At 66.1% G+C, this 25,356-nt stretch carries 22 protein-coding genes; 8 read left to right on the top strand and 14 right to left on the bottom strand.

The features are described 5' to 3' along the window. Positions 1-11 precede the first annotated feature (11 nt). Complete coding sequence (ocd, locus tag AC4PTB_RS06395) at positions 12-1,064, bottom strand: ornithine cyclodeaminase (RefSeq protein ID WP_492192225.1); 1,053 nt, start codon at positions 1,062-1,064, stop codon at positions 12-14. Next, positions 1,061-1,990 (bottom strand): arginase, encoded by a 930-nt coding sequence (gene rocF, locus AC4PTB_RS06390; RefSeq protein WP_492192224.1) that lies wholly within the window; start codon positions 1,988-1,990, stop codon positions 1,061-1,063. The genes ocd and rocF overlap by 4 nt, the downstream gene beginning before the upstream one ends. A gap of 118 nt (positions 1,991-2,108) precedes the next feature. Between rocF and AC4PTB_RS06385 the strand changes: the two genes are divergently transcribed. Next, positions 2,109-2,537 carry an Lrp/AsnC family transcriptional regulator gene (locus AC4PTB_RS06385; protein WP_074555503.1) on the top strand — a complete coding sequence of 143 codons (429 nt, stop codon included), beginning with the start codon at positions 2,109-2,111 and terminating at the stop codon, positions 2,535-2,537. A gap of 190 nt (positions 2,538-2,727) precedes the next feature. Here the strand turns inward: AC4PTB_RS06385 and AC4PTB_RS06380 are convergent, their stop codons facing one another. The 6 genes from AC4PTB_RS06380 to tatA all read right to left on the bottom strand — a co-directional run bounded on the left by AC4PTB_RS06380 (position 2,728) and on the right by tatA (position 9,874). Further along, positions 2,728-2,973 carry a hypothetical protein gene (locus AC4PTB_RS06380; protein ID WP_492192223.1) on the bottom strand — a complete coding sequence of 82 codons (246 nt, stop codon included), beginning with the start codon at positions 2,971-2,973 and terminating at the stop codon, positions 2,728-2,730. A 71-nt stretch (positions 2,974-3,044) separates the two neighbouring features. Continuing rightward, positions 3,045-6,713, bottom strand: a complete 3,669-nt coding sequence (locus AC4PTB_RS06375) for a vitamin B12-dependent ribonucleotide reductase (RefSeq protein ID WP_492192222.1) — start codon at positions 6,711-6,713, stop codon at positions 3,045-3,047. Between the two features lie 772 nt (positions 6,714-7,485). Next, positions 7,486-8,325: an ATP-binding protein gene (locus AC4PTB_RS06370; protein ID WP_492192221.1), complete on the bottom strand. Its 840-nt coding sequence runs from the start codon at positions 8,323-8,325 to the stop codon at positions 7,486-7,488. After that, positions 8,322-9,167, bottom strand: a complete 846-nt coding sequence (gene tatC / locus AC4PTB_RS06365) for a twin-arginine translocase subunit TatC (protein ID WP_492192220.1) — start codon at positions 9,165-9,167, stop codon at positions 8,322-8,324. Before tatC ends, AC4PTB_RS06370 begins: the two co-directional genes overlap by 4 nt. Continuing rightward, the gene (gene tatB / locus AC4PTB_RS06360; protein WP_492192219.1) at positions 9,164-9,628 is read right to left on the bottom strand and encodes a Sec-independent protein translocase protein TatB; all 465 of its coding nucleotides are present in this window, start codon (positions 9,626-9,628) and stop codon (positions 9,164-9,166) included. The genes tatC and tatB overlap by 4 nt, the downstream gene beginning before the upstream one ends. A 24-nt stretch (positions 9,629-9,652) precedes the next feature. Further along, complete coding sequence (tatA, locus tag AC4PTB_RS06355) at positions 9,653-9,874, bottom strand: twin-arginine translocase TatA/TatE family subunit (RefSeq protein WP_492192218.1); 222 nt, start codon at positions 9,872-9,874, stop codon at positions 9,653-9,655. A gap of 156 nt (positions 9,875-10,030) precedes the next feature. Between tatA and AC4PTB_RS06350 the strand changes: the two genes are divergently transcribed. Genes AC4PTB_RS06350 through AC4PTB_RS06340 form a run of 3 tightly spaced genes read left to right on the top strand, consistent with a single transcriptional unit; the run spans position 10,031 to position 11,698 of the window. Beyond that, entirely contained in the window at positions 10,031-10,390 is a 360-nt protein-coding gene (locus AC4PTB_RS06350) for a helix-turn-helix transcriptional regulator (RefSeq protein ID WP_492192217.1), read from the top strand. 43 nt (positions 10,391-10,433) lie between these two features. Beyond that, positions 10,434-11,066, top strand: a complete 633-nt coding sequence (locus tag AC4PTB_RS06345; protein WP_492192216.1) for a MarC family protein — start codon at positions 10,434-10,436, stop codon at positions 11,064-11,066. Positions 11,067-11,122: 56 nt separating this feature from the next. Then, on the top strand, positions 11,123-11,698 hold the full coding sequence (locus tag AC4PTB_RS06340) for a retropepsin-like aspartic protease family protein (protein WP_492192215.1): 576 nt from the start codon (positions 11,123-11,125) through the stop codon (positions 11,696-11,698). A 174-nt stretch (positions 11,699-11,872) separates the two neighbouring features. Here the strand turns inward: AC4PTB_RS06340 and AC4PTB_RS06335 are convergent, their stop codons facing one another. Continuing rightward, positions 11,873-12,841 carry a magnesium transporter CorA family protein gene (locus tag AC4PTB_RS06335; protein WP_492192214.1) on the bottom strand — a complete coding sequence of 323 codons (969 nt, stop codon included), beginning with the start codon at positions 12,839-12,841 and terminating at the stop codon, positions 11,873-11,875. A 178-nt stretch (positions 12,842-13,019) separates the two neighbouring features. On the opposite strand from AC4PTB_RS06335, the gene AC4PTB_RS06330 reads away from it, so the two are divergent. Further along, positions 13,020-13,148: a hypothetical protein gene (locus AC4PTB_RS06330; protein WP_492192213.1), complete on the top strand. Its 129-nt coding sequence runs from the start codon at positions 13,020-13,022 to the stop codon at positions 13,146-13,148. 95 nt (positions 13,149-13,243) lie between these two features. After that, complete coding sequence (locus AC4PTB_RS06325) at positions 13,244-13,618, top strand: ArsR/SmtB family transcription factor (protein WP_492192594.1); 375 nt, start codon at positions 13,244-13,246, stop codon at positions 13,616-13,618. A 543-nt stretch (positions 13,619-14,161) separates the two neighbouring features. On the opposite strand, the gene AC4PTB_RS06320 is transcribed toward AC4PTB_RS06325, so the two are convergent. Beyond that, on the bottom strand, positions 14,162-17,389 hold the full coding sequence (locus AC4PTB_RS06320) for an efflux RND transporter permease subunit (protein ID WP_492192212.1): 3,228 nt from the start codon (positions 17,387-17,389) through the stop codon (positions 14,162-14,164). Further along, on the bottom strand, positions 17,382-18,359 hold the full coding sequence (locus tag AC4PTB_RS06315) for an efflux RND transporter periplasmic adaptor subunit (protein ID WP_492192211.1): 978 nt from the start codon (positions 18,357-18,359) through the stop codon (positions 17,382-17,384). Before AC4PTB_RS06315 ends, AC4PTB_RS06320 begins: the two co-directional genes overlap by 8 nt. Positions 18,360-18,543: 184 nt before the next feature. Here AC4PTB_RS06315 and serS point away from each other — a divergent pair, with 184 nt between their 5' ends. Then, on the top strand, positions 18,544-19,833 hold the full coding sequence (gene serS, locus AC4PTB_RS06310; protein ID WP_492192210.1) for a serine--tRNA ligase: 1,290 nt from the start codon (positions 18,544-18,546) through the stop codon (positions 19,831-19,833). A gap of 54 nt (positions 19,834-19,887) precedes the next feature. Here the strand turns inward: serS and ispG are convergent, their stop codons facing one another. The 3 genes from ispG to hemA form a co-directional block, all read right to left on the bottom strand. After that, a complete protein-coding gene (gene ispG / locus AC4PTB_RS06305; protein WP_492192209.1) occupies positions 19,888-21,009 on the bottom strand; it encodes a flavodoxin-dependent (E)-4-hydroxy-3-methylbut-2-enyl-diphosphate synthase in 1,122 nt (373 codons plus the stop codon). 83 nt (positions 21,010-21,092) lie between these two features. After that, positions 21,093-22,319 carry a helix-turn-helix domain-containing protein gene (locus tag AC4PTB_RS06300; RefSeq protein WP_492192208.1) on the bottom strand — a complete coding sequence of 409 codons (1,227 nt, stop codon included), beginning with the start codon at positions 22,317-22,319 and terminating at the stop codon, positions 21,093-21,095. A 106-nt stretch (positions 22,320-22,425) separates the two neighbouring features. After that, complete coding sequence (gene hemA, locus AC4PTB_RS06295; protein ID WP_492192207.1) at positions 22,426-23,655, bottom strand: 5-aminolevulinate synthase; 1,230 nt, start codon at positions 23,653-23,655, stop codon at positions 22,426-22,428. Positions 23,656-23,904: 249 nt separating this feature from the next. Between hemA and AC4PTB_RS06290 the strand changes: the two genes are divergently transcribed. After that, positions 23,905-25,281 (top strand): M20/M25/M40 family metallo-hydrolase, encoded by a 1,377-nt coding sequence (locus AC4PTB_RS06290; protein WP_492192206.1) that lies wholly within the window; start codon positions 23,905-23,907, stop codon positions 25,279-25,281. The last annotated feature ends 75 nt before the right edge of the window (positions 25,282-25,356 follow it).

The raw sequence follows: 25,356 nt of genomic DNA, 5'->3' as shown, positions 1-25,356 counted from the left end.
GCGCTGGCGGCTCAGCGCGCCCGGTCGAGCATGCCGAACAGGTCGCGCGGGTCATCGGGGTCGGCCAGCATGTCAAGCGGCTCGAAGAAATCCGTGCCCGCGATCCGCTCATGCACGAAACGCAGCGCCGAAAAATCCTCGATCGCGAAGCCGACGGAATCAAACAGCGTGATCTGCCGCGCATCGCGCCGCCCCGCCACCTCGCCGCGCATCACCTGCCACAGCTCGGTCACCGGATGGTCGGGGGCGAGCTGCTGGATCTCGCCCTCGATGCGGGTCTGCGGCGGGTATTCGACGAAGATCTCGGCACGTTTCAGAATGTCGGGATGCAGTTCGGTCTTGCCCGGACAGTCACCGCCGATCGCGTTGAGATGCACCCCCGCCCCCACCATGTTGTCGGTCAGGATCGTCGCGAATTGCTTGTCGGCGGTGCAGGTGGTGAGGATCTGCGCGCCTTCGACCGCCGCCTGTGCCGAGGCGCAGGCGGTCACCTCGAACCCCTGCGCGCGCAGATTGCGCAGGGCCTTTTCGGTTGCCCGCGGGTCGATATCGTAAAGCCGCAGCCGGTTGATGCCGCACAGCGCCCGGAACGCCAGCGCCTGAAACTCGCATTGCGCGCCATTGCCGATCAGCGCCATCACCTGCGCCCCCTCGGGGGCAAGATAGCGCCCCACCAGCGCCGAGGTGGCCGCGGTGCGCAGCGCCGTCAGCAGGGTCATTTCCGTCAGAAGCAGCGGATAGCCGGTGCTGACCGAGGCGAGCACGCCAAAGGCGGTGACGGTCTGATAGCCCGCCCGCATGTTGCCCGGATGGCCGTTCACATATTTGAAGCCGTAGCTTTCCGCATCGGCGGTCGGCATCAGCTCGATCACGCCGTCGCGCGAATGGCTGGCCACGCGGGGCGTCTTGTCGAATTCGGGCCAGCGGCGGAAATCGGCCTCGATGTGACCGGCCAGATCCGTAATAAACCGCTCGACCCCGATCGCATGCACCAGACGCATCATGTTCGCGACCGAGACGAAGGGCACGAAGGCCAGCTGCGAGGGTTGCGGGCGCAGCCTCATGCGAAGCTCCGGGTCTGACGGTCGAGCACACGGCGGCCGAAAAGGCTGGCGGCCAGGTCGCAGATCAGCGAGGCGGTGCGGCCGCGCTCGTCGAGGAACGGGTTCAGCTCGACCAGATCGAGCGAGGTGACGACCCCGGCATCGCACAGATATTCCATGATCAGATGCGCCTCGCGGAAGGTGGCGCCGCCCGGCACGGTGGTGCCCACCGCGGGGGCGATGCCGGGATCGAGGAAATCGACATCGAAGCTGACATGCAGCAGCCCGTTCGCGGCTTTCACCCGCTCGATGAAGGCGCGCAAGGGCGCGACGACGCCGGTCTCGTCGATGGCGCGCATGTCATGCACCTCGATCCCGTGGTCCAGAATGCGGCGATGCTCGGCCGGATCGACCGAACGAATGCCCATCATGCACAGCCGCGACGGGTCGATCGCATGGGCCAGCGGCGGATAGGCGGCGAAATCACCAAGGCCGCAGGCATAGGCGACGGGCGTGCCATGCAGATTGCCGCTTTCGGTGGTGTCAAGCGAATGCAGATCGGGATGGGCGTCGAGCCAGAGCACGAACAGCGGACGGCCCAGCCGCGCGGCATGGGCCGCAACCCCCGCCATCGTGCCCGCCGACATCGAATGATCGCCGCCCAGAAACACCGGCAGGTCGCTTTGCGCCGCGGCCGCCTCGGCGCGCGCGGCCAGAAGCGCGATCCAGGCGCGGGTCTCGGCCAGATGATGCACCGCCGGATTGGCATGGGCCATCGCCGCCTGCGGGCCGATCGACAGATCGCCCTGATCCTCGATCCGCCATCCCAGCGCCTCGAGGCTGGCGATCAGCCCCGCCGTGCGCAGGCTGGCAGGTCCCATCACGCAGCCCGGCTGGTGGGTGCCGCTCTGGATCGGCGCCCCGAGAATGATACTGCTTCGCGTCATCTTTTGCTCCTTCAGGGGGCCAAGCTTCGCAGAGGCCGCCGCCGGTTTCGCTGGCAAATCTGATCATTCCGGTGTTTTATCTGGTCACTTTGAACAGCCGAATGGACACTCCGACCAGATGACCGATCTCAGCGCCACCGACCGGCGGATCATCGCCGCGCTGCGCCAGAACGCGCGGATGAGCATCACCGAGCTGGCCCATGCCGCGCAGGTCTCGCGCACCACGGCCAAGCTGCGGCTGGACAGCCTGCTGGCCGAGGGCCGGATCCGGCGTTTCACCATCGAGACCGATGTGGATGTCGAGGGCGAGGTGCGCGCGATCACGCTGGTGGAATTGCAGGGCAAGCTGTCGCGGCAGGTGATCCGCAGCCTGACCGCGCTGCCCGGGGTCAGCACCGTGCATGCCACCAATGGCGCCTGGGATCTGGTGGTGGAGATCCGCACCGGCTCGCTGGTCGATTTCGACCGGGTGCTGCGCGCGATCCGCGAAATTCCGGGGGTGATCAACAGCCAGAGCTGCCTGCTGCTCGCCCATGTGGCGGCCTGAGCCGCGGCGGGTGTCCGTCAGGCCCGGGTCCGATGCGCCCGCGGTCCCGACCGGACCCGCCGCAGGAAAAGGCCCCCGTCCTTGCGGACAGGGGCCAGGTTCGTCGATCAGGCTCTTTTTTCATGCCCGAGGTTTAGGTTTCGCCTGGGCCTTCTCGACGTCTGGGGCAAGCGCACCTGCCCCGGATCTCTCAATGCAGCGCCTTCGCGCCCGAACTCATCAGCGTGACGGTGGTGGTGGCGCCCGCCATGCGGATGTCGGTCACGTCCAGCCCATGCGCGGTCAGATCGCCGCCCCAGACCTCGATCGAGGCGCCCTCGAAAGCGGCGTCGATCAGGCGCTTGAGCGCCTTGCCCGCCAGCACGGCCTCGTAACCGCCGGGGATGCGGCGCAGGGGCACGTCGGCGAAGCTTTCGGTGGCGATGATCAGATGCATGTCGGTCCGGTCGTTCTGGAGGAAAAGTTTCGTTTCGTCTGCGCCCCTTGCGGGGCGAAGCTCAGAAGGGATCAGCTGCAGCCGCTCGTCGCGCCACAGGTGTTGCACTTCATGCAGGTGCCGTTGCGCACCAGCGTGTAGTTGCCGCATTCGCCGCAGGCCTCGCCCTCGTAGCCCTGCATCTTCGCCTTGGCGCGGGCGTCCAGCGCCACCACGCCCGAGGAAAGCGCGGTCGAGACCCCCGCCGTCAGCGCGGTTTCGGGAACCAGCGTGTTCAGCGCCGCCATCGGATCAAGCTGCGCCCCCGCACCGCCGCGCAGCACCACCAGCTCCTGCGGCAGACGCTTGCGCAGATAGCCGGTCGAGGAAATCTGCCGCAGCACCTCAAGCGATTTCGACGCCGCGGTTTCGCTCACCGGCTCGACATTGCGCTTGCCCTCGTTCTGCCCACCGCCCAGATCGTCGAACATCGTGCCCTGCGGCTTGATATGCGCCAGATCGGTGCGGTCCAGATAGCTCACCGCCAGTTCGCGGAAGACGTAATCGAGGATCGAGGTGGCGTTCTTGATGCTGTCATTGCCCTGCACCATGCCCGCGGGCTCGAATTTGGTGAAGGTGAAGGCGTCGACGAATTCCTCCAGCGGCACGCCATATTGCAGGCCCACGGACACGGCGATGGCGAAATTGTTCATCATCGCGCGAAAGCCCGCGCCTTCCTTGTGCATGTCGATGAAGATCTCGCCCAAGGAGCCATCGGCATATTCGCCGGTGCGCAGATAGACCTTGTGGCCCCCCACGACGGCCTTTTGCGTGTAGCCCTTGCGGCGATCGGGCAGCTTCTCGCGATGCGAGCGCACGATCTCCTTGACCACGATCTTCTCGACGATCTTCTCGGCCAGCACCGCGGCCTTTTCCTGCTGGCTGCCGGTGGCGAGGATTTCCTCGGCCTCCTCGTCATCCTCGACCAGCGCCGAGGCGAGCGGTTGCGACAGTTTCGAGCCGTCGCGGTAGAGCGCATTCGCCTTGATACCGAGCGACCAGGACAGCTCGTAGGCCGCCTTCACATCCTCGATCGTGGCGGTGTTGGCCATGTTGATCGTCTTCGAAATCGCACCCGAGATGAACGACTGCGCCGCCGCCATCATGCGGATGTGGCTTTCGACCGACAGATAGCGCTTGCCGCGCTTGCCGCAGGTGTTGGCGCAGTCGAAGACGACGTAATGCTCGGGGCGCAGGAAGGGGGCGCCTTCCAACGTCATCGTGCCGCAAACATGGTCGTTCGCCGCATCGATCTGCGCCTTGCTGAAGCCCAGGTGGCGCAACAGGTCAAAGGTCGGATCGGCCAGTTTCTCGGCCGGGATGCCCAGCGTTTTCGTGCAGAAATCCTCGCCCAGCGTCCATTGGTTGAAGACGAAACGGATGTCGAAGGCCGAGGGCAGCGCGGCCTCGATCTTTTCGATCTCGCGCGGGCCGAAGCCATGGCCGATCAGCGCGGTATGGTTGATGCCGGGGCAATTGCCCAAGGAGCCATGCCCCACCGCATAGGCGATGATTTCCGCGATCTGCGCCGAGCCGTAACCCAGCGTTTCCAAAGCCGCGGGCACTGAGCGGTTGATGATCTTGAAATAGCCGCCGCCCGCCAGTTTCTTGAATTTCACCAGCGCGAAATCGGGCTCGATCCCGGTCGTGTCGCAATCCATCACCAGACCGATGGTGCCCGTCGGCGCGATCACCGAGACCTGCGCGTTGCGGAAGCCGTATTCCTCGCCCAGACGCAGCGCCTCGTCCCAGGCCATGCGCGCCAGACGCAGCAGCCGGTCATCGGGGCAATTGGCCAGATCGAGCGGCACCGGCGGCACTTCCAGCCCCTCGTAGCCCTTCGACTTGCCATGCGCCGCGGTGCGGTGGTTGCGGATCACCCGCAGCATGTGGTCGCGGTTGCGGGCATAGCCCGGGAAGGCGCCCAGTTCCGCCGCCATCTCGGCCGAGGTCGCATAGCTGATCCCGGTCATGATCGCACTCAGCGCGCCGCACAGCGCCCGGCCCTCGTCGCTGTCATAGCCAAGGCCCATGGTCATCAGAAGGCCGCCGATATTGGCATAGCCCAGCCCGAGGGTGCGGAAATCATAGCTGCGCTGCGCGATTTCCTTCGACGGGAATTGCGCCATCAGCACCGAGATTTCCAGCGTCATCGTCCAGAGCCGGGTGGCATGGACATAGGCCTCGGCGTCGAATTCGCCGCCCTTGTAGAAGGTCAGCAGGTTGAGCGAGGCAAGGTTGCAGGCGGTATCATCGAGGAACATGTATTCCGAGCACGGGTTCGAGCCCCGGATCGGCCCGTCCTCGGGGCAGGTGTGCCAGGCGTTCACCGTGTCATGGAACTGGATGCCCGGATCGGCGCAGGCCCAGGCGGCATGGCCGACCTGATCCCACAGCGCGCGCGCCTTCACGACCTTGGCCACCGAGCCATCGGTGCGGCGCAGCAGCTCCCAGTTCGCGTCGTCCTTCACCGCCTTGAGGAAAGCGTCGGTGACGCGCACCGAATTGTTCGAATTCTGCCCCGAGACCGAGATATAGGCATCCGAATCCCAATCGGTGTCATAGGTCGGGAATTCGATGCTGGAAAACCCCTGCCGGGCATATTGCAGCACGCGGTTGATGTAGGTTTCCGGGATCATCGCCTTTTTCGCGGACCGGATCGCGGCCTTCAGCACCGCGTTCCCCGCCGGATCGGTGCGGCCATCCTCGGAACCATCGAAAGCCCGGATCGCCTCGAAGATCTTGTTCAGCTCGCGCTCGTGCATTTTCGAGCCGGCCACCAGCGAGGCGACCTTCTGTTCTTCGATCACCTTCCAGTTAATGAATTCCTCGATATCGGGGTGATCCATGTCGCAGATCACCATCTTCGCCGCCCGCCGCGTGGTGCCGCCCGATTTGATCGCCCCCGCCGCGCGGTCGCCGATCTTCAGGAACCCCATCAGGCCGCTGGACTTGCCGCCGCCCGACAGCCGCTCGCCCTCGGCGCGCAGGCTGGAAAAGTTGGTGCCGGTGCCCGAGCCGTATTTGAACAGACGCGCTTCGCGGACCCAGAGATCCATGATGCCGCCCTCGCCCACCAGATCGTCGCGGACGGATTGGATGAAACAGGCATGCGGTTGCGGATGTTCATAGGCCGAGGCCGATTTCGTCAGCTGGCCGGTCTTGTGATCGACATAGTAATGGCCCTGCGACGGGCCGTCGATGCCATAGGCCCAGTGCAGGCCGGTGTTGAACCATTGCGGGCTGTTGGGCGCGGCCATCTGCGCGGCCAGCATGTAGCGCAGCTCGTCGTAATAGACGCGGGCGTCGTCTTCATTGGTGAAATAGCCGCCCTTCCAGCCCCAATAGGTCCAGGCCCCGGCCATCCGGTCGAACACCTGTTTGGCCGAGGTTTCGCCGACAAAACGCTGATCTTCGGGCAGAGTTTCCAGCACATCGGTATCGGGCACGGAGCGCCACAGGAATTCGGGCACGCCCTTTTCCTTGACGCGCTTGAGCGCCGCCGGAACGCCCGCCTTGCGGAAGTATTTTTGCGCGATCACGTCCGAGGCGACCTGGCTGAAGCCCTCGGGCACTTCCACGGCCTCGTTGCGGAACACCACCTTGCCATCGGGATTGCGGATTTCCGAGGTGGTGGTGGTGAAGGTCATCGCCCCGTAGGCGCCGCCCTCGACCGTGGTGAACTTGCGCTCGATCTTCATCTGCCGGTCCTGCCCTTCCCGTTTCTTGCGCCGACACGGCAAGCGGAAGCAAAACGGCCAACCCGGCGCCCAAGGCCCGAGGCTGGGTCGAACCCTGACGGGCGGACCATTCTGGTTGGCTGTCTTGCCGCCGCGGAACACTATATCTGGTAGCGCCGCCGCCGACAGCCCACAACCTGCCGCGTCCCCTCGGTATCGTCAACGTAATTTTCACGAATAACGGGCGAGAATCCCGCTTGACGGCGGCGCGCAAAAGCTGCCGGGAGATTCTTCCACATTGCCCCGGTTTCGGCCGCGCCGGGCTTGAGGGCCGAATTTCCTTTGCTTTGGGCAGAATTACCCGCCGCAGCTGCGACGGCAGAGCGACTTCTCCACAGCCCCCCATATCTTGTGGAGAACTTCGGCCAAAAATCGCCCACCGCGCTGGCCTCGGGCCGGTTGGGGACAAAACCGCGCCACAGAGGGCAAACGGACGGAATTTATTAAGTATTTCTTAAGGAATCTTAATGGGGGGATTCGCTACGGATAGTGTCTGGCCGTTGCGCGACCCCGCGCGTTCGGGGCGGATGGGCCTACCAGATGTGGTGGAAAAAGCGGCGCCGGACGCAACCGGGGCCAGTCCCGGCCGCAGCGTGTCAGCTGCCTGCCCCCCAGGATCGGGCGCCGGACGGGGCCGAAAACGGCGCCGTCGCACTGCCCCATCGGGGCGCAAAGGCTGACAAGATACTTTCCACCCACGCGGCGCCGCTTTCCAGCCCCGCCCTGCCCGGGGTCAAAGCGCCAGCCCGTGCCGCCCCGCCAGATCGGTGAAAAACTGCCAGGCCACCCGGCCCGAGCGCGATCCCCGGGTGCGGTACCATTCCACCGCCTCGGCGCGCAGCGCCTCGGGGTCGATGCGCAGCCCATAGGCCGCCACATAGCCCTCGATCATCGCGAAATAGGCGTCCTGATCGCAGGGATGGAACCCCAGCCAGAGCCCGAACCGATCCGAGAGCGAGACCTTTTCCTCCACCGCCTCCGACGGGTTGATCGCGGTCGAGCGTTCATTCTCGATCATCTCGCGCGGCATCAGATGGCGCCGGTTCGAGGTGGCGTAAAAGATCACATTGGCCGGGCGGCCCGCGATGCCGCCATCGAGCACGGCTTTGAGCGACTTGTAATGCTGGTCGTCGTGGCTGAAGCTGAGGTCATCGCAAAAGAGCACGAAGCGATGCCCGGGCGCGGCGCGCAGCAGGGTCAGCAGCCGCCCGACCGAGGGCAGATCCTCGCGCGAGAGCTCGACCAGTTTCAGCCCCAGCCCCTGGCGCAGCACCTCGGCATGGACCGCCTTGACGAGCGAGGATTTCCCCATCCCCCGCGCGCCCCACAACAGCGCATTGTTCGCCGCCGCACCGCGGGCGAATTGCAGCGTATTGGCCAAAAGCGTGTCCCGCGCCCGGTCGATGTCGCGCAAAAGGCCCAGATCGATGCGCGAAACCTGTGTCACCGGCTCCAGCCGGTCGGGCGCGGCGTGCCACAAAAACGCATCCGCCCCCGAAAACTCGGGGGCAGGCGCGGGCGCGGGGGCGAGGCGCTCAAGCGCCTCGGCAATCCGCGTCATCGGATCAGTCATTCTTCGTCGTCCTCGTCGTCGATCCAGCTGCCCTCGGCGCGCATCTGCGCCTCGCGCTTCTTCTCGATCCGCCGGACAAGGAAAATCGAGCCCTCGTAAAGCGGATAGATCACCGCGAACATGATGACCTGCGACATCACATCGGGCGGCGTGACGATAGCCGCGACCGTCAGCATCGCCACCACCGCATATTTGCGCACCGAGGCCAGCGCATCGGCCGAGACCAGCCCCGCCTTGCCCAGAAGCGTCAGCGCCACCGGCATCTGGAAGCAGATCCCGAAGGCCATGACGAATTTCGTCGTGAGCTTGAGATATTCTTCCATCGAGCCGGTGAAGCCGATCACTGCCATCTGGTTGGCCGGATCACTCGCATCGGCCCCCGCCACCACATCGCCCATCTGGAAGCCCAGAAAGAAGCTGAAGGCCATCGGCAGGATGATGTAATAGCAAAACGCCGCGCCCAGAAAGAACATCACCGGCGAGGCGATCAGGAACGGCAGGAAGGCCCGTTTTTCGTTGCGGTAAAGCCCGGGCGCGACAAAGCGCCAAAGCTGGAAGCCGATCATCGGGAAGGCCAGCGCAAAGCCGCCCAGCATCGCGATGTTGATCGCGACGAAGAAACCCTCCTGCAGCTTGATCAGCGACAGCTGGCAGGCCTGCCCGCGCGCGGCAAGCGCCTCGCAGATCGGATGCGTCAGGAAGGTGAAGACCGGATGCCAGACGATGTAGCACAGCACCACCGCCACCACATAGGCGGCCAGCGCATAAAGGATGCGCGTGCGCAGTTCCGCCAGATGCTCGATCAGCGGCGCCGCGGTCTCGTCGATATGATCGGCCGTCATGCCGCCCCTCCCGGCCCTTCGGGGCGTTTGACCGCGGGGCTCGCCGCGGGGGTCGTTTTCCGCTCCGGTCCCGCCTCCGGCTCCGGCGCCAGCTCTGCCGCGTCCAGATCAGCCGCGAGTTCCGGGTCAAGCGTCAGCACCGCCGCCGCCCCCGCCGCCGCCGGCTTGGGCAGCTTCGGGTCCCATTTCTCGAACCGCTCGGTGGCGCGCTCCAGCGCGTCGATGCCCAGACCCTTCGTCGTGGTCATCGCCTTCAGGTCCTGCAGACCCTCCGCCGCCTCCTTGACGCCGGTGTCCCGCGCCGCCTCTTCCATCGCGGCGGTGAATTCCCGGCCCAGACGCTTGGCCTTGGCCGTCAGCCGCCCCAGAGCGTGAAACATCCGCGGCAGGTCCTTCGGACCCACCACGATGAGGGCGACAATGCCGATGAGCAGAAGCTCGCTCCAGCCGATGTCGAACATGCGTTATCCGCCTTTGGTCAGGGATCAGACCTTGTCCTTGTCGGGGGTCGTCTCAAGGGTCTTCGTCTCGGCGGTCTTCGGCTCGGCGGCGGCCTCCTCGATGTCCTTCGTGCCTTCGCTCACGCCTTTCTTGAAGGCGGTGATGCCTTTGCCGACTTCGCCCATCAGCGACGAGACCTTGCCGCGACCGAACAGCACCAGCACGACCACGGCGATCAGCAGCAGCTGCCAGGGACCCATTTGCATGTCATTTCTCCTAAACACGGGATTTGCGGCGATCTTTCCCGCAGCCCGCCCGGCTGACAAGCGTCAATCCCGCCGCAGCCGCCGCCGCCTGGCGGGATTACTGACAGTTATTTGTCAGTTGCGCCCGGATGTGCGATCCTGCCGCCCGGAGGGACAATGACACGCAACGAAAGGTTCGAGCAGATTCTGCTGCTGCTGCGGGAGGGCGAGCTGATCCGGGCGCGCGACGTCGCGGCGCGACTCGGGGTGTCGGAGCGCACGATCTGGCGCGACATGGCGAAGCTTGTGGATTACGGCGTGCCGATCGAGGGCGAACGCGGCGTCGGCTATATCCTGCGCCGGCCGGTGGCGCTGCCGCCGCTGGTGCTGACGCAAGACGAGATGGCGGCGCTGTACCATCTGTTGCGGCTGGCGGGGGCGCATGGCGACACGCGCATCGCCACGGGGGCGCGGACGCTCGCCGCGAAGATCCGCGCCGTGATGCCCCCCGACCCCGCGACCGAGGACCCGGTCTGAGCCGCCACTGGCGCGGCCGGGCGCAACAGGCTAGAAAACGGCCATGAGCACGCCTGAATTCGTCACCGCCTTCGCCACCCTTTTCGTCGTCGTCGATCCGATCGGCCTCGTGCCGCTGTTCCTGGCGCTGACCCAGGGGATGAGCGCCCAGATGCGCCGCACCGTGGGCATCCGGGCGCTGGTCATCGCCACCGTCCTGCTGACCGCCTTCGGGCTTTTCGGCGATGCGCTGTTGCGCGGCATCGGCATTTCGATGCCCGCCTTCCGCATTTCGGGCGGGATGCTGCTGTTCCTGACCGCGCTGGACATGCTGTTCGAGCGCCGCACCCAGCGCCGCGAAGGCCAATCGGCCGAGCCGCATACCCCCGACCCTTCGGTCTTTCCCCTGGCGACGCCGCTGCTGGCGGGGCCCGGGGCGATGGCGACGATGATCCTGCTGGCGGGCTCGGGCACGGGGGGGCTGCATCTGGCGGCGGTGCTGGCGGTGATGGTGCTGGTTCTGGCCTGCGTCTTCGTGCTGTTTCTGCTCGCAACGCCCTTGGAGCGCGCGCTGGGGCGGACCGGAACGATGGTGGTGACGCGGCTTCTGGGGATGCTGCTTGCCGCGCTGGCGGTGCAGTTCATCCTCGACGGGCTGCGCGGGGCGGGGATCATCGCCGCGCCGCTCGGGGGGTGACGTTCGGGGGATGACAGGACGGCCCGGCGCCCCTACATCGGGGGGCAGGAGGCACCATGGACCCCGATATCCCGCGTGTGATTTATTATCTTCTGCTGCTTCTGGCGATCGGCGGCTATCTGGTCGCGGCGCTGCGCCGCCGCCCCGGTCAGGCGCTGCAACAGCTGATGATCTGGGCGCTGATCTTTCTCGGCATCGCCGCCGTGGCGGGGATCTGGCCCGATGTCCGCGCCGCGATCGCGCCCGCGCAGACCGTGACCCAGTCGGGCCGGATCGAGCTGCCGCTGCGGGCGGACGGGCATTATTACCTGCAGGCGCAGGTGAACGGCACCACGATCGATTTCGTCATCGACACCGGCGCCTCGCAGATCGTGCTCAGCCGGGCGGATGCGGAACGGGCGGGGATCGACACCGGCGCGCTCGCCTATATCGGCCGCGCCTTCACGGCGAATGGCGAGGTGGCGACGGCGCCGGTGCGGCTGGACAGCCTCAGCGTCGGCCCCTTCACCGACCGCGACGTGGCGGCGGTGGTCAATCGCGGCGCGATGGCGGGCTCGCTTCTGGGCATGAGCTACCTGACCCGTTTCGGCAAGGTGCAGTTCGACGACCGCCGGATGATCCTTGAACGCTAGCCCCCGGCGGCACCGTCGCGAAGGGCGTATTTTGACCAAGAAAAAACACCACGGGGTTTTTCCTGGGGCAAATACGCAAGGGGGTGCGGGGGACATCGTCCCCCGGCAGCGGGGGGTGCGGGGGGCGGCAGCCCCCCGCTTTCCGGGCGCCCGAGCCGCGCGAGGGCGCAATCCCTAAAGCCAGTCCTTCCACTTGAAGAAGGCCCAGGACAGCAAGGCCGAGGCCAGCATCAGCACCAGCGCGAAAGGATAGCCCCAGGGCTGGTTCAGCTCCGGCATATTGGCAAAGTTCATCCCATAGGCCGAAGCGATCAGCGTCGGCGGCAGGAACAGCGCCGTCACCACCGACAGGATCCGCACCGTGTTGTTCTGCGCCAGGTTGATCATGCCGAGCGTCGCATCGACGGTCAGCGACACCCGCGAGGACAGATAGTCGTTATGCACCGCCAGCGCCGTGATGTCGCGCATCAGCGCCTTGGCCAGCGGCCGCAGCTCGCCCCCCTGCGCATGCGTCACAAGGCTCTGATCATAGAACGACAAGGCCCGTTCCAGCGTCAGAAGCGCCAGCCGGATATGGCCCAGCAGCTCGCCCTGCTTGCCCACCTCGCCCAGCGCCACCTTCAGCTCGGGCGCGCGCGCCTGGCCCAGCACCCGCGCCGAGACCTGATCCAGCGCCCGCCCCGAGGCCTCGAGCAGATCGGCCTGCCGGGCGACGATTTCCTCGATCAGCCCCAGAAAGATCCGCTCGGGCGTGCGGCAGCCCGCCGTCGTGCGCTCGGCCCGGTCGGGATAGGTGACAAAGCTGCGCGGCGCATGGTGGCGCACCGTCACCAGCCGCTCGGGCGACAGGATGAAGCTGACCGGCCCCGAGATATGCTCGCCCGAGGGCGTGTGACCGGGCAGCACCACGGTCATCACATCCACCCCCTCCTCGCGGTAAAGCCGGTTCGAGATCTCGATCTCTTCCATGTCGGCCAGCGTCGGCACCTCGACGCCCAGCGCCGCCACCGCCGCGACCTGGCTGTCGAGCGGGCGATACAGATCGATCCAGAACGCCTGTTCCAGATCGGCCCCGATCTCGGTCGGGCTTTGCTGACCAAGGCGGGCGAGCCCGCGCGGCAGCGGCTTGTAGGCGTGCAGCATGCGCCCTCGCAGGATGGGGCCGCCGACATGGCGGGTCCGCCCCACAAAGCCGCGCCGCGCCGCCGCGGTCAAGCCCCCCCGCCGTGCGGCGTGACGCGGTTATTCCCCATCCCCGCCGCGCTGGCGCCACAATCCTGCCCCAGCCTTTGCGGGACTTCACAGCCAAGGCAGGGATCAGATGGACTTCCCCGGTTTCGACGCGCTTGCGGTTGGCGTCATTCTGTTCGTGGCGCTGCGCGAGGCGGGCAACCGTCTGCGCCGCGCGCGTGCCGCCCGCGCCGCCGGGCGCGATCCGCTGGAAGCCTGAGCCGCCCCCTCGACGCCGCTCTCGATTCCGCGCCGCAGCCGTGCTATGGCCGTCCGATGCCCCCGACCTGCGACCACGAGGAAGCCGCCTTGGCGATGGATACTGCCCGAGACCCGCAAGAAGAAGCCGATCCCGAGACCGCCGCCGGGACGGACGAGCGCTGCGCGGCGCTGGACGCCGAGGAAATGGCGACACGGGCGCGGGCGGCCTCGAACCTGCTCAAGGCGCTGGCGCACGAAGGCCGGCTGATGATCATGTGCTATCTCGCCTCGGGCGAGAAATCGGTGACCGAGCTGGAAACCCGGCTGGCGACACGGCAGGCGGCCGTCAGCCAGCAGCTGGCACGGTTGCGGCTCGAGGGGCTGGTGCAAAGCCGGCGCGAGGGCAAGGCGATCTATTATTCGCTCTCCGATCCGCGCGCCGCCCGCGTGGTGCAGACGGTCTACGAGCAGTTCTGCTCGGGCGACTGAAACACGCCGCCGCGGTTCGCGCGGCGGCACCGGAAGCCCAAAAGACACCGCCAGCAAAAGACACCGCGAAAGGAAAAGGCCGACCCCGTCGCCGGGATCGGCCCCCTGTGTCGGACGTATCCGGGAAACTGTCTTTTCGCCAAGCCGCAGGCGGCATTGCCGAGCTTTCACCGCATTTGCTGTCCGGCCGAATCGACCACCCTCACGCCTGCATGGATCACCCATGCGCAGTTGACGCGCCGTCTTTTCGAACCTCGAGACCTGTGCAAACCGGTCAGGCGTCAGCCCGTCACCGCAGGGCAGCAGCCTGCAGCATCAGCGCCAAGACAGAAACCGGATCAAGATTGTTCATATCTATCAAGCCTCCATCATGACATCGCCTGCGTGCGACAAGACCACGTTACGCCTTTGCGCGAGAGTCGGAACAAAATTCGTCTGCGACATTCCGTCGCATGTCTTTTGCCGGAAATGTCAGAGTGTCGCAGTCAGGAAAGACAGGCGCCCCCGGGGGGCCGGGGGCGCTTTCGGGGCCTGTGCGGGCCCTCAGGTCTTGAAGATGCGGTAGATCGCCGGGATCACCAGAACCGTCAGCAGCGTCGAGCTGAGCAGCCCGAACAGCAGCGAGATCGCCAGCCCCTGGAAGATCGGATCGAACAGGATCACCGCCGCCCCGATCATCGCCGCGACCGCCGTCAGCAGGATCGGCTTGAAGCGGATCGACCCCGCCTCGATCAGAATGTCGATCTCGGTCTTGCCCGCCCGATCCGCGTGGCGGATGAAATCGACGAGCAGGATCGAGTTGCGCACGATGATCCCCGCCAGCGCGATGAAGCCGATCATCGAGGTTGCGGAAAACGGCGCCGAAAACATCATGTGACCCAGCATGATGCCAAGGAACGTCAGCGGCACCGGCGTCAGCACCACCAAGGGCAGCCGGAACGAGCCGAATTGCGCCACCACCAGAATGTAGATGCCCACCAGCGCAATGCCGAAGGCGCCGCCCATGTCGCGGAAGGTGACCCAGGTCACCTCCCATTCGCCGTCCCAAAGCAGCGTGACATGGCTTTCGTCCTCGGGCTGGCCATGCAGGCGGATCACCGGCTTCGTGCCCGGGGCCCAGTCCATGTTCTCGATCGCCGCGCCCACAGCCAGCATGCCGTAAAGCGGCGCTTCGAACGTGCCCGCCAGCTCCGCCGTCACCATCTCGGCGGCGCGGCCGTTGTGGCGAAAGATCGGGAAGCTGCTCATCTCGGGGCGCAGGGCGACGACATCGCCCAGCTCCACCACGCCGCGCGCGCCGGGCAGGACATTGGCCGGAATGGGGGTGGAGAGCGTCGCCGCATCCATCACCTTTTCGCCCTTGGCCCGTTCCATCACGATCGGCAAAGGCATCCGTTCCTGCCCGCGATGCGAATAGCCCACCGTGGTCTGGCCGTTCAAAAGCCCAAGCGTGTCAAAGACATCGCTTTCCTCGACCGCGTAGAATTCCAGATTGTCGGGGTCAATCGTCGCGCGCAGCCGGCGTGCCTGTTCGCCAAAACTCGTATCCACATCGACGATGAAGGGCACGGACCGGAACGCCTGTTCGATCTGCCCCGCCGCCGCACGCCGGGTTTCGGCATCGGGGCCGTAAACCTCGGCCAGAAGCGTGGCGATGACGGGGGGGCCGGGGGGGGGCTCGACCGTCTTCAGCACCGTGCCCGCAGGCAGCGGCAGCTGCGTCACGATCTGGCGAACCTCGAGCGCGATTTCGTGGCTGGTGCGGTCGCGCGCGTCCTTGCCCGCAAGGTTGATCTGCACATCGCCCTCCCACGGACGGCCGCGCAGATAGTAATGCCGCACCAACCCGTTGAAGTTGAAGGGCGAGGCGGTGCCCGCATGGGTCTGCACCGAGACCACCTCGGGCAGCCGCGTCACCGCCGCCGCCACCTGCTGCGCCACCGCATCCGTCGCCTCGACCGAGGAGCCCTCGGGCAGGTCGATCACCACGCTGAGTTCCGACTTGTTGTCGAAAGGCAGCAGTTTGACCGTGACATCCTGGGTGTAAAGCAGGCCCAAAGAGCCGAAGGACAGAACGATGGTGGCCAGCAAGAACGCCCAGGACGCGCGTTTCGTCGCCAGCACCGGCCGCGCCACGCGGGCATAGATCGCGCCAAGCTTGCCGCCATGGCCATGGGCACCGGCATGGGCCATCGCGTCATGGCCGGACATGTCAGCCCGGCCCGCGATCTTCACCATCAGCCACGGGGTGATGATGACGGCGACGAAAAACGAAAACACCATCGCCGCCGAGGCGACCGCGGGGATGGGAGACATGTAAGGCCCCATCAGCCCCGCGACGGCCAGCATCGGCAAAAGCGCCGCGACCACGGTCAGCGTGGCGACGATGGTCGGATTGCCGACCTCGGCCACCGCCGCGATCGCCTTGCGGACGCGCGATCCCGGCCCCGGCATCGCCCAGTGCCGGGCGATGTTTTCAATCACCACGATCGCGTCATCGACCAGAATGCCGATGGAAAAGATCAGCGCGAACAGGCTGACCCGGTTCAGCGTGAAGCCCATCGCATTGGCAGCGAACAGCGTCAGCAGGATCGTCACCGGAATGACGATGGCGACGACGATGCTTTCCCGCCAGCCGATGGCAAAGAACACCAGCGCGATGATCGAAATGGTGGCCAGCCCCAGATGGAACAGCAGCTCGTTGGCCTTTTCATTCGCCGTCTCGCCATAGTCGCGGGTGAAGGCCAGATCGACGCTCTCGGGGATCAGGCTGCCCTCCAGCTCCTCCAGCCGCTCGTGGATCTTTTCGCCCACGATCACCGCATTCGCCCCGGCGCGCTTGGCAATCGCCAGCGTGACGGCGGGGGAGCGGTGCAGGGTCTCGCCGTCGCGGGTGACATTGGCCACCAGATGTTCCGAGGTATCGGGCACATAGGCGACATCGGCCACATCGGCGACATAGACGGGCCGCCCGTCGCGGGCGGTCAGCAAAAGCCCGGCGATCTCGGCCGGGGCGGTCAGCGTCTTGCCGGCCACAAGGTCGATCTGCTGGCCCTGATCGCGCAAACGGCCGGTGTTGAAACTGCGGTTCGCCTGTTCGACCTTGGTCGAGAGCTGCTGCAGCGTGATGCCGTAAAGCGCCAGCCGTTCCGGGTCGGGGGCAATGCGGATCACCTCGCGCGCCTCGCCGACAAGATAGGTCAGACCGACGTTTTCGATCTTCGTCACCTCGGTCTGCAATTCGCGCGCAATCCGGGTCAGATCAGCCGCGCCGATCTGGGCGCCGGGCTTGCCCGACAGCGTCAGCGACATGATCGCCACATCGTCGATGCCGCGCCCGACGATGATCGGCTCGGGGATGCCCTTGGGGATGCGGTCAAGGTTCGCCTTGACCTTTTCATGCACCCGCAGGATCGCCGCATCGGACGAGGTGCCGACGATGAACCGCGCCATCACCAGCGCGGCATCGTCACTGGTCTGGCTGTAGACATGTTCCACCTCGTTGATCGAGGTGATGATCGTCTCCATCGGCTCGGTGACAAGCTTCATCGCATCTTCCGCCTTCAGGCCCGGCGCCTGAAGATGGATATCGACCATCGGAACCGAGATCTGCGGCTCTTCCTCGCGCGGGAGTGCGCCAAGCGCCACCAGCCCGACCGCCAGCGCCGCCAGCACGAACAGGGGTGTCAGCGCCGAGCCGATGAAGCCCCGGGTCAGACGGCCCGCAAGGCCCAGCCCCGCGGTGGGCAGATCGTCATGCGGATCATTCATCGCCCAGAACCTCCTCGCCACCCGAGAGGCCCGAGACGATCTCGACCATCTCCACCCCGTCGATCACCTGTTTCGGGCCGGGAACCACGGCGCGCTCGATCACCGCATCGCCCGCCCGGACGCGCAGAAAATCCAGCCCCGAGCGGGTGTGCAAAAGGTGCGCAGGCACAATGAAGGCCTGACGACGCGCGAGCGGCAGCTTGACCAGCACCCGTTCACCCACGAAATCCGATTTCAGATCAGGCACTTCGACATCGGCATTGACACGCCCTCCGGCAATCGTCGGATAGACCTTGGCCAGTTTCCCCGCCACCGAGGCCCCGCCGGTCTCGATCGCGATGGCATCGCCCGCATGCAGCGTCGCCGCGAAACGTTCGGGCACGGAAAGCCGCAGGAACACCCCGCCACCGCCGACCGTCGCCACGGTTTCCCCCGCCATCACCACCGCGCCGCGCGCAACCGGCACCTCCAGCACCCGCCCCGCAATCGGCGCCAGCACCGCGCCCTCGGTCGCCTGTTGTTCCGTCACCTGCCGCGAGGCCTTTTGCGCCTCGATCTGCTGGCCCAGCACGCTGACCTGGGTCTGCAGCGCATCATAGGCCTGCGCCGTCATCACGCCGCGCGCTTTCAGCGCCTCGCCCCGGGTCAGATCGGCGCGCGCATTCGCAAGCTGGCTTTCCAGCGCCGCAATCTGCGCGTCGATGGCATTGATCTGAAAGGCGATCTTCGCATCGACGACCTTGCCGAGTTCCTGCCCTGCCGTGACCAGATCGCCCTCGGACACGCTCAGCGACACCAGCGTGCCGCCCAGCCGCGCCCGCGCCGGGATCATGTCCTTGGCCTCGATCTGGCCATAGACGGTCTTCCAGTCGGTGATCTCGGTCGGCGCGACGGCAAAGGCACTTTCGGCCAGGGCCAGTCGCGGCAGCCCCAGCGCGCAAAGCGCCAGGACAAGGACGAAAGCTTTCATCGCGGCATCTCCCTTTTGCCAGCCTGTCCGATCCATTTACATTCCGAGTTGTGAATATGTCAAACCGTAATTCGCCAAGCCAGGGCGATGGCCCCGGCGACAGCGCCGTGCCATCAAGGCCGGGGCTTTTCTCGGGTCGCAATTGTGCTAAACGCGAAGCCAACCCCTTGCGACAGGTGAGCCCATGCACGACATCCGCGCGATCCGCGACAACCCCGCCCAATTCGACGCCGATCTGGCCCGCCGCAGCCTGCCGCCGCTCTCGGCCGAGGTGCTGGCGCTGGACGAACGGCGCCGTGCCGCGATCCTTGCGGCCGAGACCGCGCAAGCCGCGCAGAATGCCGCCGCGAAAGAGGTCGGTGCCGCCAAGGCGCGGGGCGACGAGGCCGAATTCGAACGGCTGCGCGCGCTGGTGGCGGAAAAGAAATCCGAAGTGGCGGCGATGCAGGCCGAGGCCGGGCGGCTGGATGGCGAGCTGCGCGACCGGCTGATGCTGATTCCGAACGCGCCCTTGGACGAGGTGCCCGAAGGCGCAGACGAGGCGGGCAATGTCGAGGTGAAACGCTGGGGCAATATCCCGAACTTCGCCTTCAAACCGCTTGAACATTATCAGCTTTCCGCCGTGGCCAAGGCGATGGATTTCGAAACCGCGGCAAAGCTTTCGGGCGCGCGTTTCGTTGTGCTGCGCGCGGGCGTCGCCCGGGTGCATCGCGCTTTGGCGCAATTCATGCTGGATCTGCATGTCGACACGCATGGGCTGACCGAGGCGATCACCCCGGTTCTGGTGCGCGCCGAGGCGATGCAGGGCACCGGGCAGCTGCCGAAATTCGCCGAGGACAGCTACGAGACCACGAATGGCTGGTGGATGATCCCGACCGCCGAGGTGACGCTGACCAATTTCATCGCGAATGAGATCTGGGACGAGGCCGCCCTGCCCTGCCGGATGACCGCGCATACGAACTGCTTCCGCTCGGAAGCGGGCTCGGCGGGCAAGGACACCGCGGGGATGCTGCGCCAGCACCAGTTCGAAAAGGTCGAGATGGTGACGATCTGCCGCCCCGAGGATGCGCTGGCCGAACATGAACGGATGACCGGCTGCGCCGAAGCCGTGCTGGAAGCGCTTGGCCTGCCCTATCGCCGCATCGTGCTCTGCACCGGCGACATGGGCTTTGGCTCGCAAAAGACCTATGACCTTGAAGTCTGGCTGCCGGGGCAGAACTGCTTCCGCGAGATTTCCTCGGTCTCGACCTGCGGGCAATTCCAGGCGCGGCGGATGAACGGGCGCTACAAGCCCGCCGCGGGCGGCAAGCCCGAATTCGTCGCGACGCTGAACGGCTCGGGTCTGGCCGTCGGGCGCTGCCTGATCGCGGTGCTGGAAAACGGCCAGCAAGAGGACGGCTCCGTCACTCTGCCCGAAGTGCTGCACCCTTACCTGGGCGGCAAGACCCGTCTGGTGGACGGCGCGCTGGTCTGAAACGCAACGGCGCGCCCCTTTCGGGACGCGCCGTGACTTCCGCCTTGGCGGGGATCATTCCGCCGCCTGCTCCGCCGCCGCAAGCTGTGCCGCGCGATCCTCGACCATCCGCACGATCTCGTCGATCATCTGCTCGTTCGACAGCCGGTGGCTTTGCTTGCCCGCCAGATAGACCATGCCCGAACCCGCGCCACCGCCGGTGAAGCCGATATCGGTCATCAGCGCCTCGCCCGGGCCGTTCACCACGCAGCCGATGATCGAGAGCGACATCGGCGTCTTGATATGTTCCAGCCGACGCTCCAGCGCATCCACCGTCTTGATCACGTCGAACCCTTGCCGCGCGCAGCTGGGGCAGGAAATGATCTGCACGCCGCGGGTGCGCAGGCCGAGCGATTTCAGGATCTCGTAGCCGACCTTCACCTCTTCGACCGGATCGGCCGAAAGGCTGACGCGGATCGTGTCGCCGATCCCGGCCCAAAGCAGATTGCCCAGACCCACCGCCGATTTCACCGTGCCCGCCATCAGCCCGCCCGCCTCGGTGATGCCCAGATGGATCGGCGCATCGGTGGCCTCGGCCAGCGCGGTATAGGCGGCAGCGGCCAGGAACACGTCCGAGGCCTTCACCGAAATCTTGAATTCGTGGAAATCATTGTCCTGCAGGATCTTGATGTGATCCAGACCGCTTTCCAGCATCGCTTCCGGGCAGGGCTCGCCGTATTTGTCCAGAAGGTGCTTTTCCAGCGACCCGGCATTGACCCCGATCCGCATCGAACAGCCGTGATCGCGGGCGGCCTTGATCACCTCGCGCACGCGGCTTTCGTCGCCGATGTTGCCCGGGTTGATGCGCAGACAGGCCGCGCCCGCCTCGGCCGCCTCGATGGCGCGCTTGTAGTGGAAATGGATGTCGGCGACGATCGGCACCGGGCTTTCGCGGCAGATTTCCTTCAGCGCGCGGGTCGCATCCTCGTCGGGCACCGAGACGCGGACGATATCGGCCCCCACATCGGCGGCGCGCAGCACCTGCCCCAGCGTCGCCTTCACGTCCGAGGTGATGGTGTTGGTCATCGTCTGCACCGAGATCGGCGCATCGCCCCCCACCGGCACCTTGCCGACCCAGATCTTGCGCGAGGGACGGCGGGTGATGTTCCGCCACGGACGATGGGGATTGAGCGACATGGGAAGGCCTCCGTTCAGCTGCCCCACAAATAGGTCAGCCGTCGCCCAAGGGCAACGGCCGCTTTGTCGCGTTCGAAAGACTGTTACTCTTCGAGGGGGACCGGCACGACCGAGGAGGCATCGGCCACCGCGATCATCTTCGCCAGATCGCCATCGGCGGCCATGTCGGCCACCGCATAGGTCGCGCCCAGCGATTGCGCCGACAGCTCGACATTCTTCGTCACCGCGCCCTTCGAGCCCACCGGCCCATGCGCGACGCCATTCACAGCGAAATAGATCGCCCCCGATTCCCCGGTGCGCAGCTTCGGCGGCTGTTCCAGCTTCGGCACGGCGAAACGCTCGCCCGCATCCATCACCTTTTCGAAGATCACCGACCCGTCCGAGGCGGTGATCCGCACCCAGGACGGCCGCACCGCCAGAACCTCGACCTCGGCGGGCTCGGCGCCCAGCGCATGCACGACCGGCAACTGACCGGGCGCGGCCGCGGTTGTCCCGGCCTCGGCCAGAACCATCGGCGCACTGGTCATCGCCTGCGCCGTGCCGGGCAGCACGCCCGCCTCGCGCGGGTCGATCGCGGCAATCGGACCGTCGCGGGCGATCAGCACCGGGGTTTCCAACGCAGCGGGGCGGTAAAGCCGGTCAAAGGCCTCTTCGGTGGCGACATTGGGCTGGACATCGGCAGGCAGCGCATCGGCGGCCGCGGCCATCTCGACCGGGGCGACAGGCTGCAGCGGATCGATCTCGGCCACAAGGCCCGGGGCCTGTTCGACCGGGGTCAGCTGCACGCGCTGCACTTCCTGCAGCACCGACCAGGCGCCATAGCCGATACCGCCCGCGACCATCACCACGACGGCAAGCGAGCCCACCGCGCGCGGGTCGATCTTGGTCCAGATCGGCGCCTGTTTCGGGATGAAGGACGCATTGGGATTGGCCAGCGAGCTGGCCAGATCGGCGGTGCGCCGCGGCTGTTTCGGCCCCGAGGCGGCCGCCGCCAGACCATGGGTGGGGGTGAAGCCCGATTCCTTGCAGAAGCGGTCAAAGGCCCAGTCGGGATCGAGCCCCAGATAGCGCGCATAGGAACGCACGAAGCCCGCGATGAAGGACGGGCTTTCGAAAGCGGTGGGGTCGCAATTCTCGATGGCGGCAATATAGACCGCCTTGATGCGCAGCTCGCGCTGCACATCAAGCAGCGATTTCGCCAGGGTCGCACGTTCGCCGCGAAGCACGTCGCCAAGCTTCATGTCGAAGTCGTCAAAGCCTTTTTGCGCGGCCTCAACCTGCGTCGAAGGGTTGCCCTTCCACCTGATCATCTGCCTGTCCCGCCCTCGGTGTGGTTTGTCCGATTCGAACCTGTAGGTCCTGAATTCTTGACGAATCCCTAGCATAATCCCGAGGGCGGTGCATCCGCAGAATGGCTCAGGCAGAGGCCTCGGCGCGATTCAGCGCACAGCGCGCCCAGAGCAGATCCATGGCATGAACCAGCCCGTCGATCTGCTTGAGATCATGCACCGGCGAGGGGGTGAAGCGCAGCCGTTCGGTGCCGCGCGGCACCGTCGGGAAGTTGATCGGCTGCACGTAAACGCCGTAATCCGACAAGAGCATGTCCGACACCGCCTTGGTGTGCACGGGGTCGCCGATGACCACCGGAACGATGTGGCTGCCATGATCGATGATCGGCATGCCCAGCGCCTTCAGCCGCATCTTGAGAACCTTGGCATGCATCTGTTGCGCGTCGCGCAGCTTCTGCCCCTCGGCGGTTTTCAGGAAGGCGATCGAGGCCTGCGCCCCCGCGGCAATCGCCGGCGGCAGCGAGGTCGAGAAGATGAAGCCCGGCGCATAGGAGCGCACGGCATCGACCATCTTCGCCGAAGCGGCAATATAGCCGCCGAAGACGCCGTAAGCCTTGGCCAGCGTGCCGTTGAAGATGTCGATGCGGTGCATCAGACCGTCGCGTTCCGCCACGCCCGCGCCGCGGGGGCCATACATGCCGACGGCATGGACTTCGTCGATATAGGTCAGCGCGCCGAATTCCTCGGCGATGTCGCAGATTTCCTTGATCGGGCCAAAGTCGCCATCCATCGAATAGACCGATTCGAAGGCGATCAGCTTCGGCGCGGCCGGATCGTCGGCGGCGATCAGCTCGCGCAGATGCGCCACGTCATTGTGACGGAAGATCCGCTTCGGCCCGGCATTGCGCTTGATCCCCTCGATCATCGAGGCGTGGTTCAGGCTGTCGGAATAGATGATCAGGCCGGGGAAAAGCACGCGCAGCGTCGAAAGCGTGGCGTCGTTGGCGTTATAGGCCGAGGAGAACACCAGCGCCGCTTCCTTCTGGTGCAGATCGGCGATCTCGGCTTCCAGACGGCGGTGATAGGCCGTGGTGCCCGAGATGTTGCGGGTGCCACCCGACCCGGCCCCGACCGCTTCCAGCGCCTCATGCATCGCGGCCAGAACGACCGGGTGCTGGCCCATGCCCAGATAGTCGTTGCCGCACCAGACGGTGATGTCCTGCTTGCCGCCATCGGGGCGGTTCCACTGCGCCTTGGGGAAGGCGCCCTTCTCGCGTTCGATGTCGATGAACGTGCGGTAACGTCCCTCGTCGTGGAGCTTCTGGATCGCTTTGTCGAGCGCGAGATTGTAGTCCATGTCTGTCACCCCTGGCTTTGAGCACTTGGTTGTGGATCGCCGGGTCGGCTCTTCGGCCCTGTCCGGCGGAGACAGGTTTACGCGCCTTGCCCAAAAAATGGGAGTTCTAAATTGTCGCATCCCGGTGCATCATTTTCTTGCGCGCCCGATGCGGCCACCGCCCCCCCAAAAAGCCCCGCCCCAAGCCCTGCCCCGGGCTCTGGCCTTGCCCGGCAAGCGCTGCTAGGCTTGCCCGATGGAGGCCCTTCAATGACACTCGACGCCGTTCTTGCCCGTATCGACGACACTCTGCCCGACGCCTGCGACAGGCTGCTTGACCTGTTGCGCATCGCGTCGATCTCGACCGACCCCGCCTTTGAGGGCGATTGCGCCCGCGCCGCCGCCTGGCTGGTGCAGGAGCTGAAATCGCTGGGCTTCACCGCCTCGGCGCGGCCCACCCCCGGCCATCCGATGGTGGTGGCGCGCCATGCAGGCCCCGGGCGGCACATCCTTTTCTACGGGCACTACGACGTGCAACCCGTTGATCCGATTGAGCTTTGGGATCGCGACCCGTTCGATCCGGCGCTTGAGGAAACGGCAAGGGGCGTGGTGATCCGCGGCCGCGGCGCCGCCGATGACAAGGGCCAGCTGATGACCTTCCTTGAGGCCTGCCGCGCCTGGAAAGAGGTGCATGGCACCCTGCCCGGCAACCTGACGATCTTCTTCGAGGGCGAGGAAGAGTCGGGTTCGCCCTCGCTCATCCCGTTCATGAAGGACAATGCCGAGGAGCTGGGGGAAGCCTCGCTCGCGCTGATCTGCGACACCGGGATGTTTGCCGACAAGGTGCCCGCGGTGGTGACGATGCTGCGCGGCCTGGCCAAGATCGAATTCACCCTGAAGGCCGCCGACAAGGACCTGCATTCGGGCAGTTTCGGCGGCGCGGCGATCAACCCGATCCGGGTGCTCACGCGCATCCTCGGGCAGTTGCACGACGATCAGGGCCGCGTCACCGTGCCGGGCTTTTACGACGATGTGGCGGACCTGCCCGAAGAGGTGCGGGCACAGTGGCAGGGCCTGGGCTTTGACCACGCCGCCTTCCTCGGCGGGGTCGGGCTGAGCCAGCCCGCGGGCGAGGTGGACCGCACGCCGCTCGAACAGATCTGGTCGCGGCCCACGGCGGAAATCAACGGCATCTGGGGCGGCTATACCGGCGCGGGCTTCAAGACCGTGCTGCCCGCCGAGGCCAGCGCCAAGGTCAGCTTCCGTCTGGTGTCGAAGCAGGACCCGGAAAAGATCCTGGCGTCCTTCAAATCCTGGATCGAGGCGCAGCTGCCCCCCGATGTCCGGCTCGAGTGGAAGGCGCCGAACGGCTCGCCCGCCTCGGTGATGGCGATCGACGACCCGGCGTTCGAAGCCGCCCGCGCCGCGCTGACCGAGGAATGGGGCGTGCCCGCGGCTTTCGTCGGCTGCGGCGGCTCGATCCCGATTGCGGGCTATTTCAAGGAGATCCTTGGCATGGATGCGATGCTGATCGGCTTTGGCAAGGACGACGACCAGATCCACAGCCCGAACGAGAAATACGATCTGGAAAGCTTCCACAAGGGCATCCGCAGCTGGGCGCGGATTCTGGACCGGATCGCGGGCTGACCGGGCGGCGGCGGGGGGTTCACACCCCCGCACCCCCGTGGCGTATTTGCACCAGGAAAAGCAAAGGGCGCCCGG

Source organism: Rhodobacter sp. 4.3.4, from assembly GCF_058724655.1.
The sequence above is the reverse complement of the archived record's forward strand: the minus strand, read 5'-3'. Positions and strand labels throughout refer to the sequence as shown.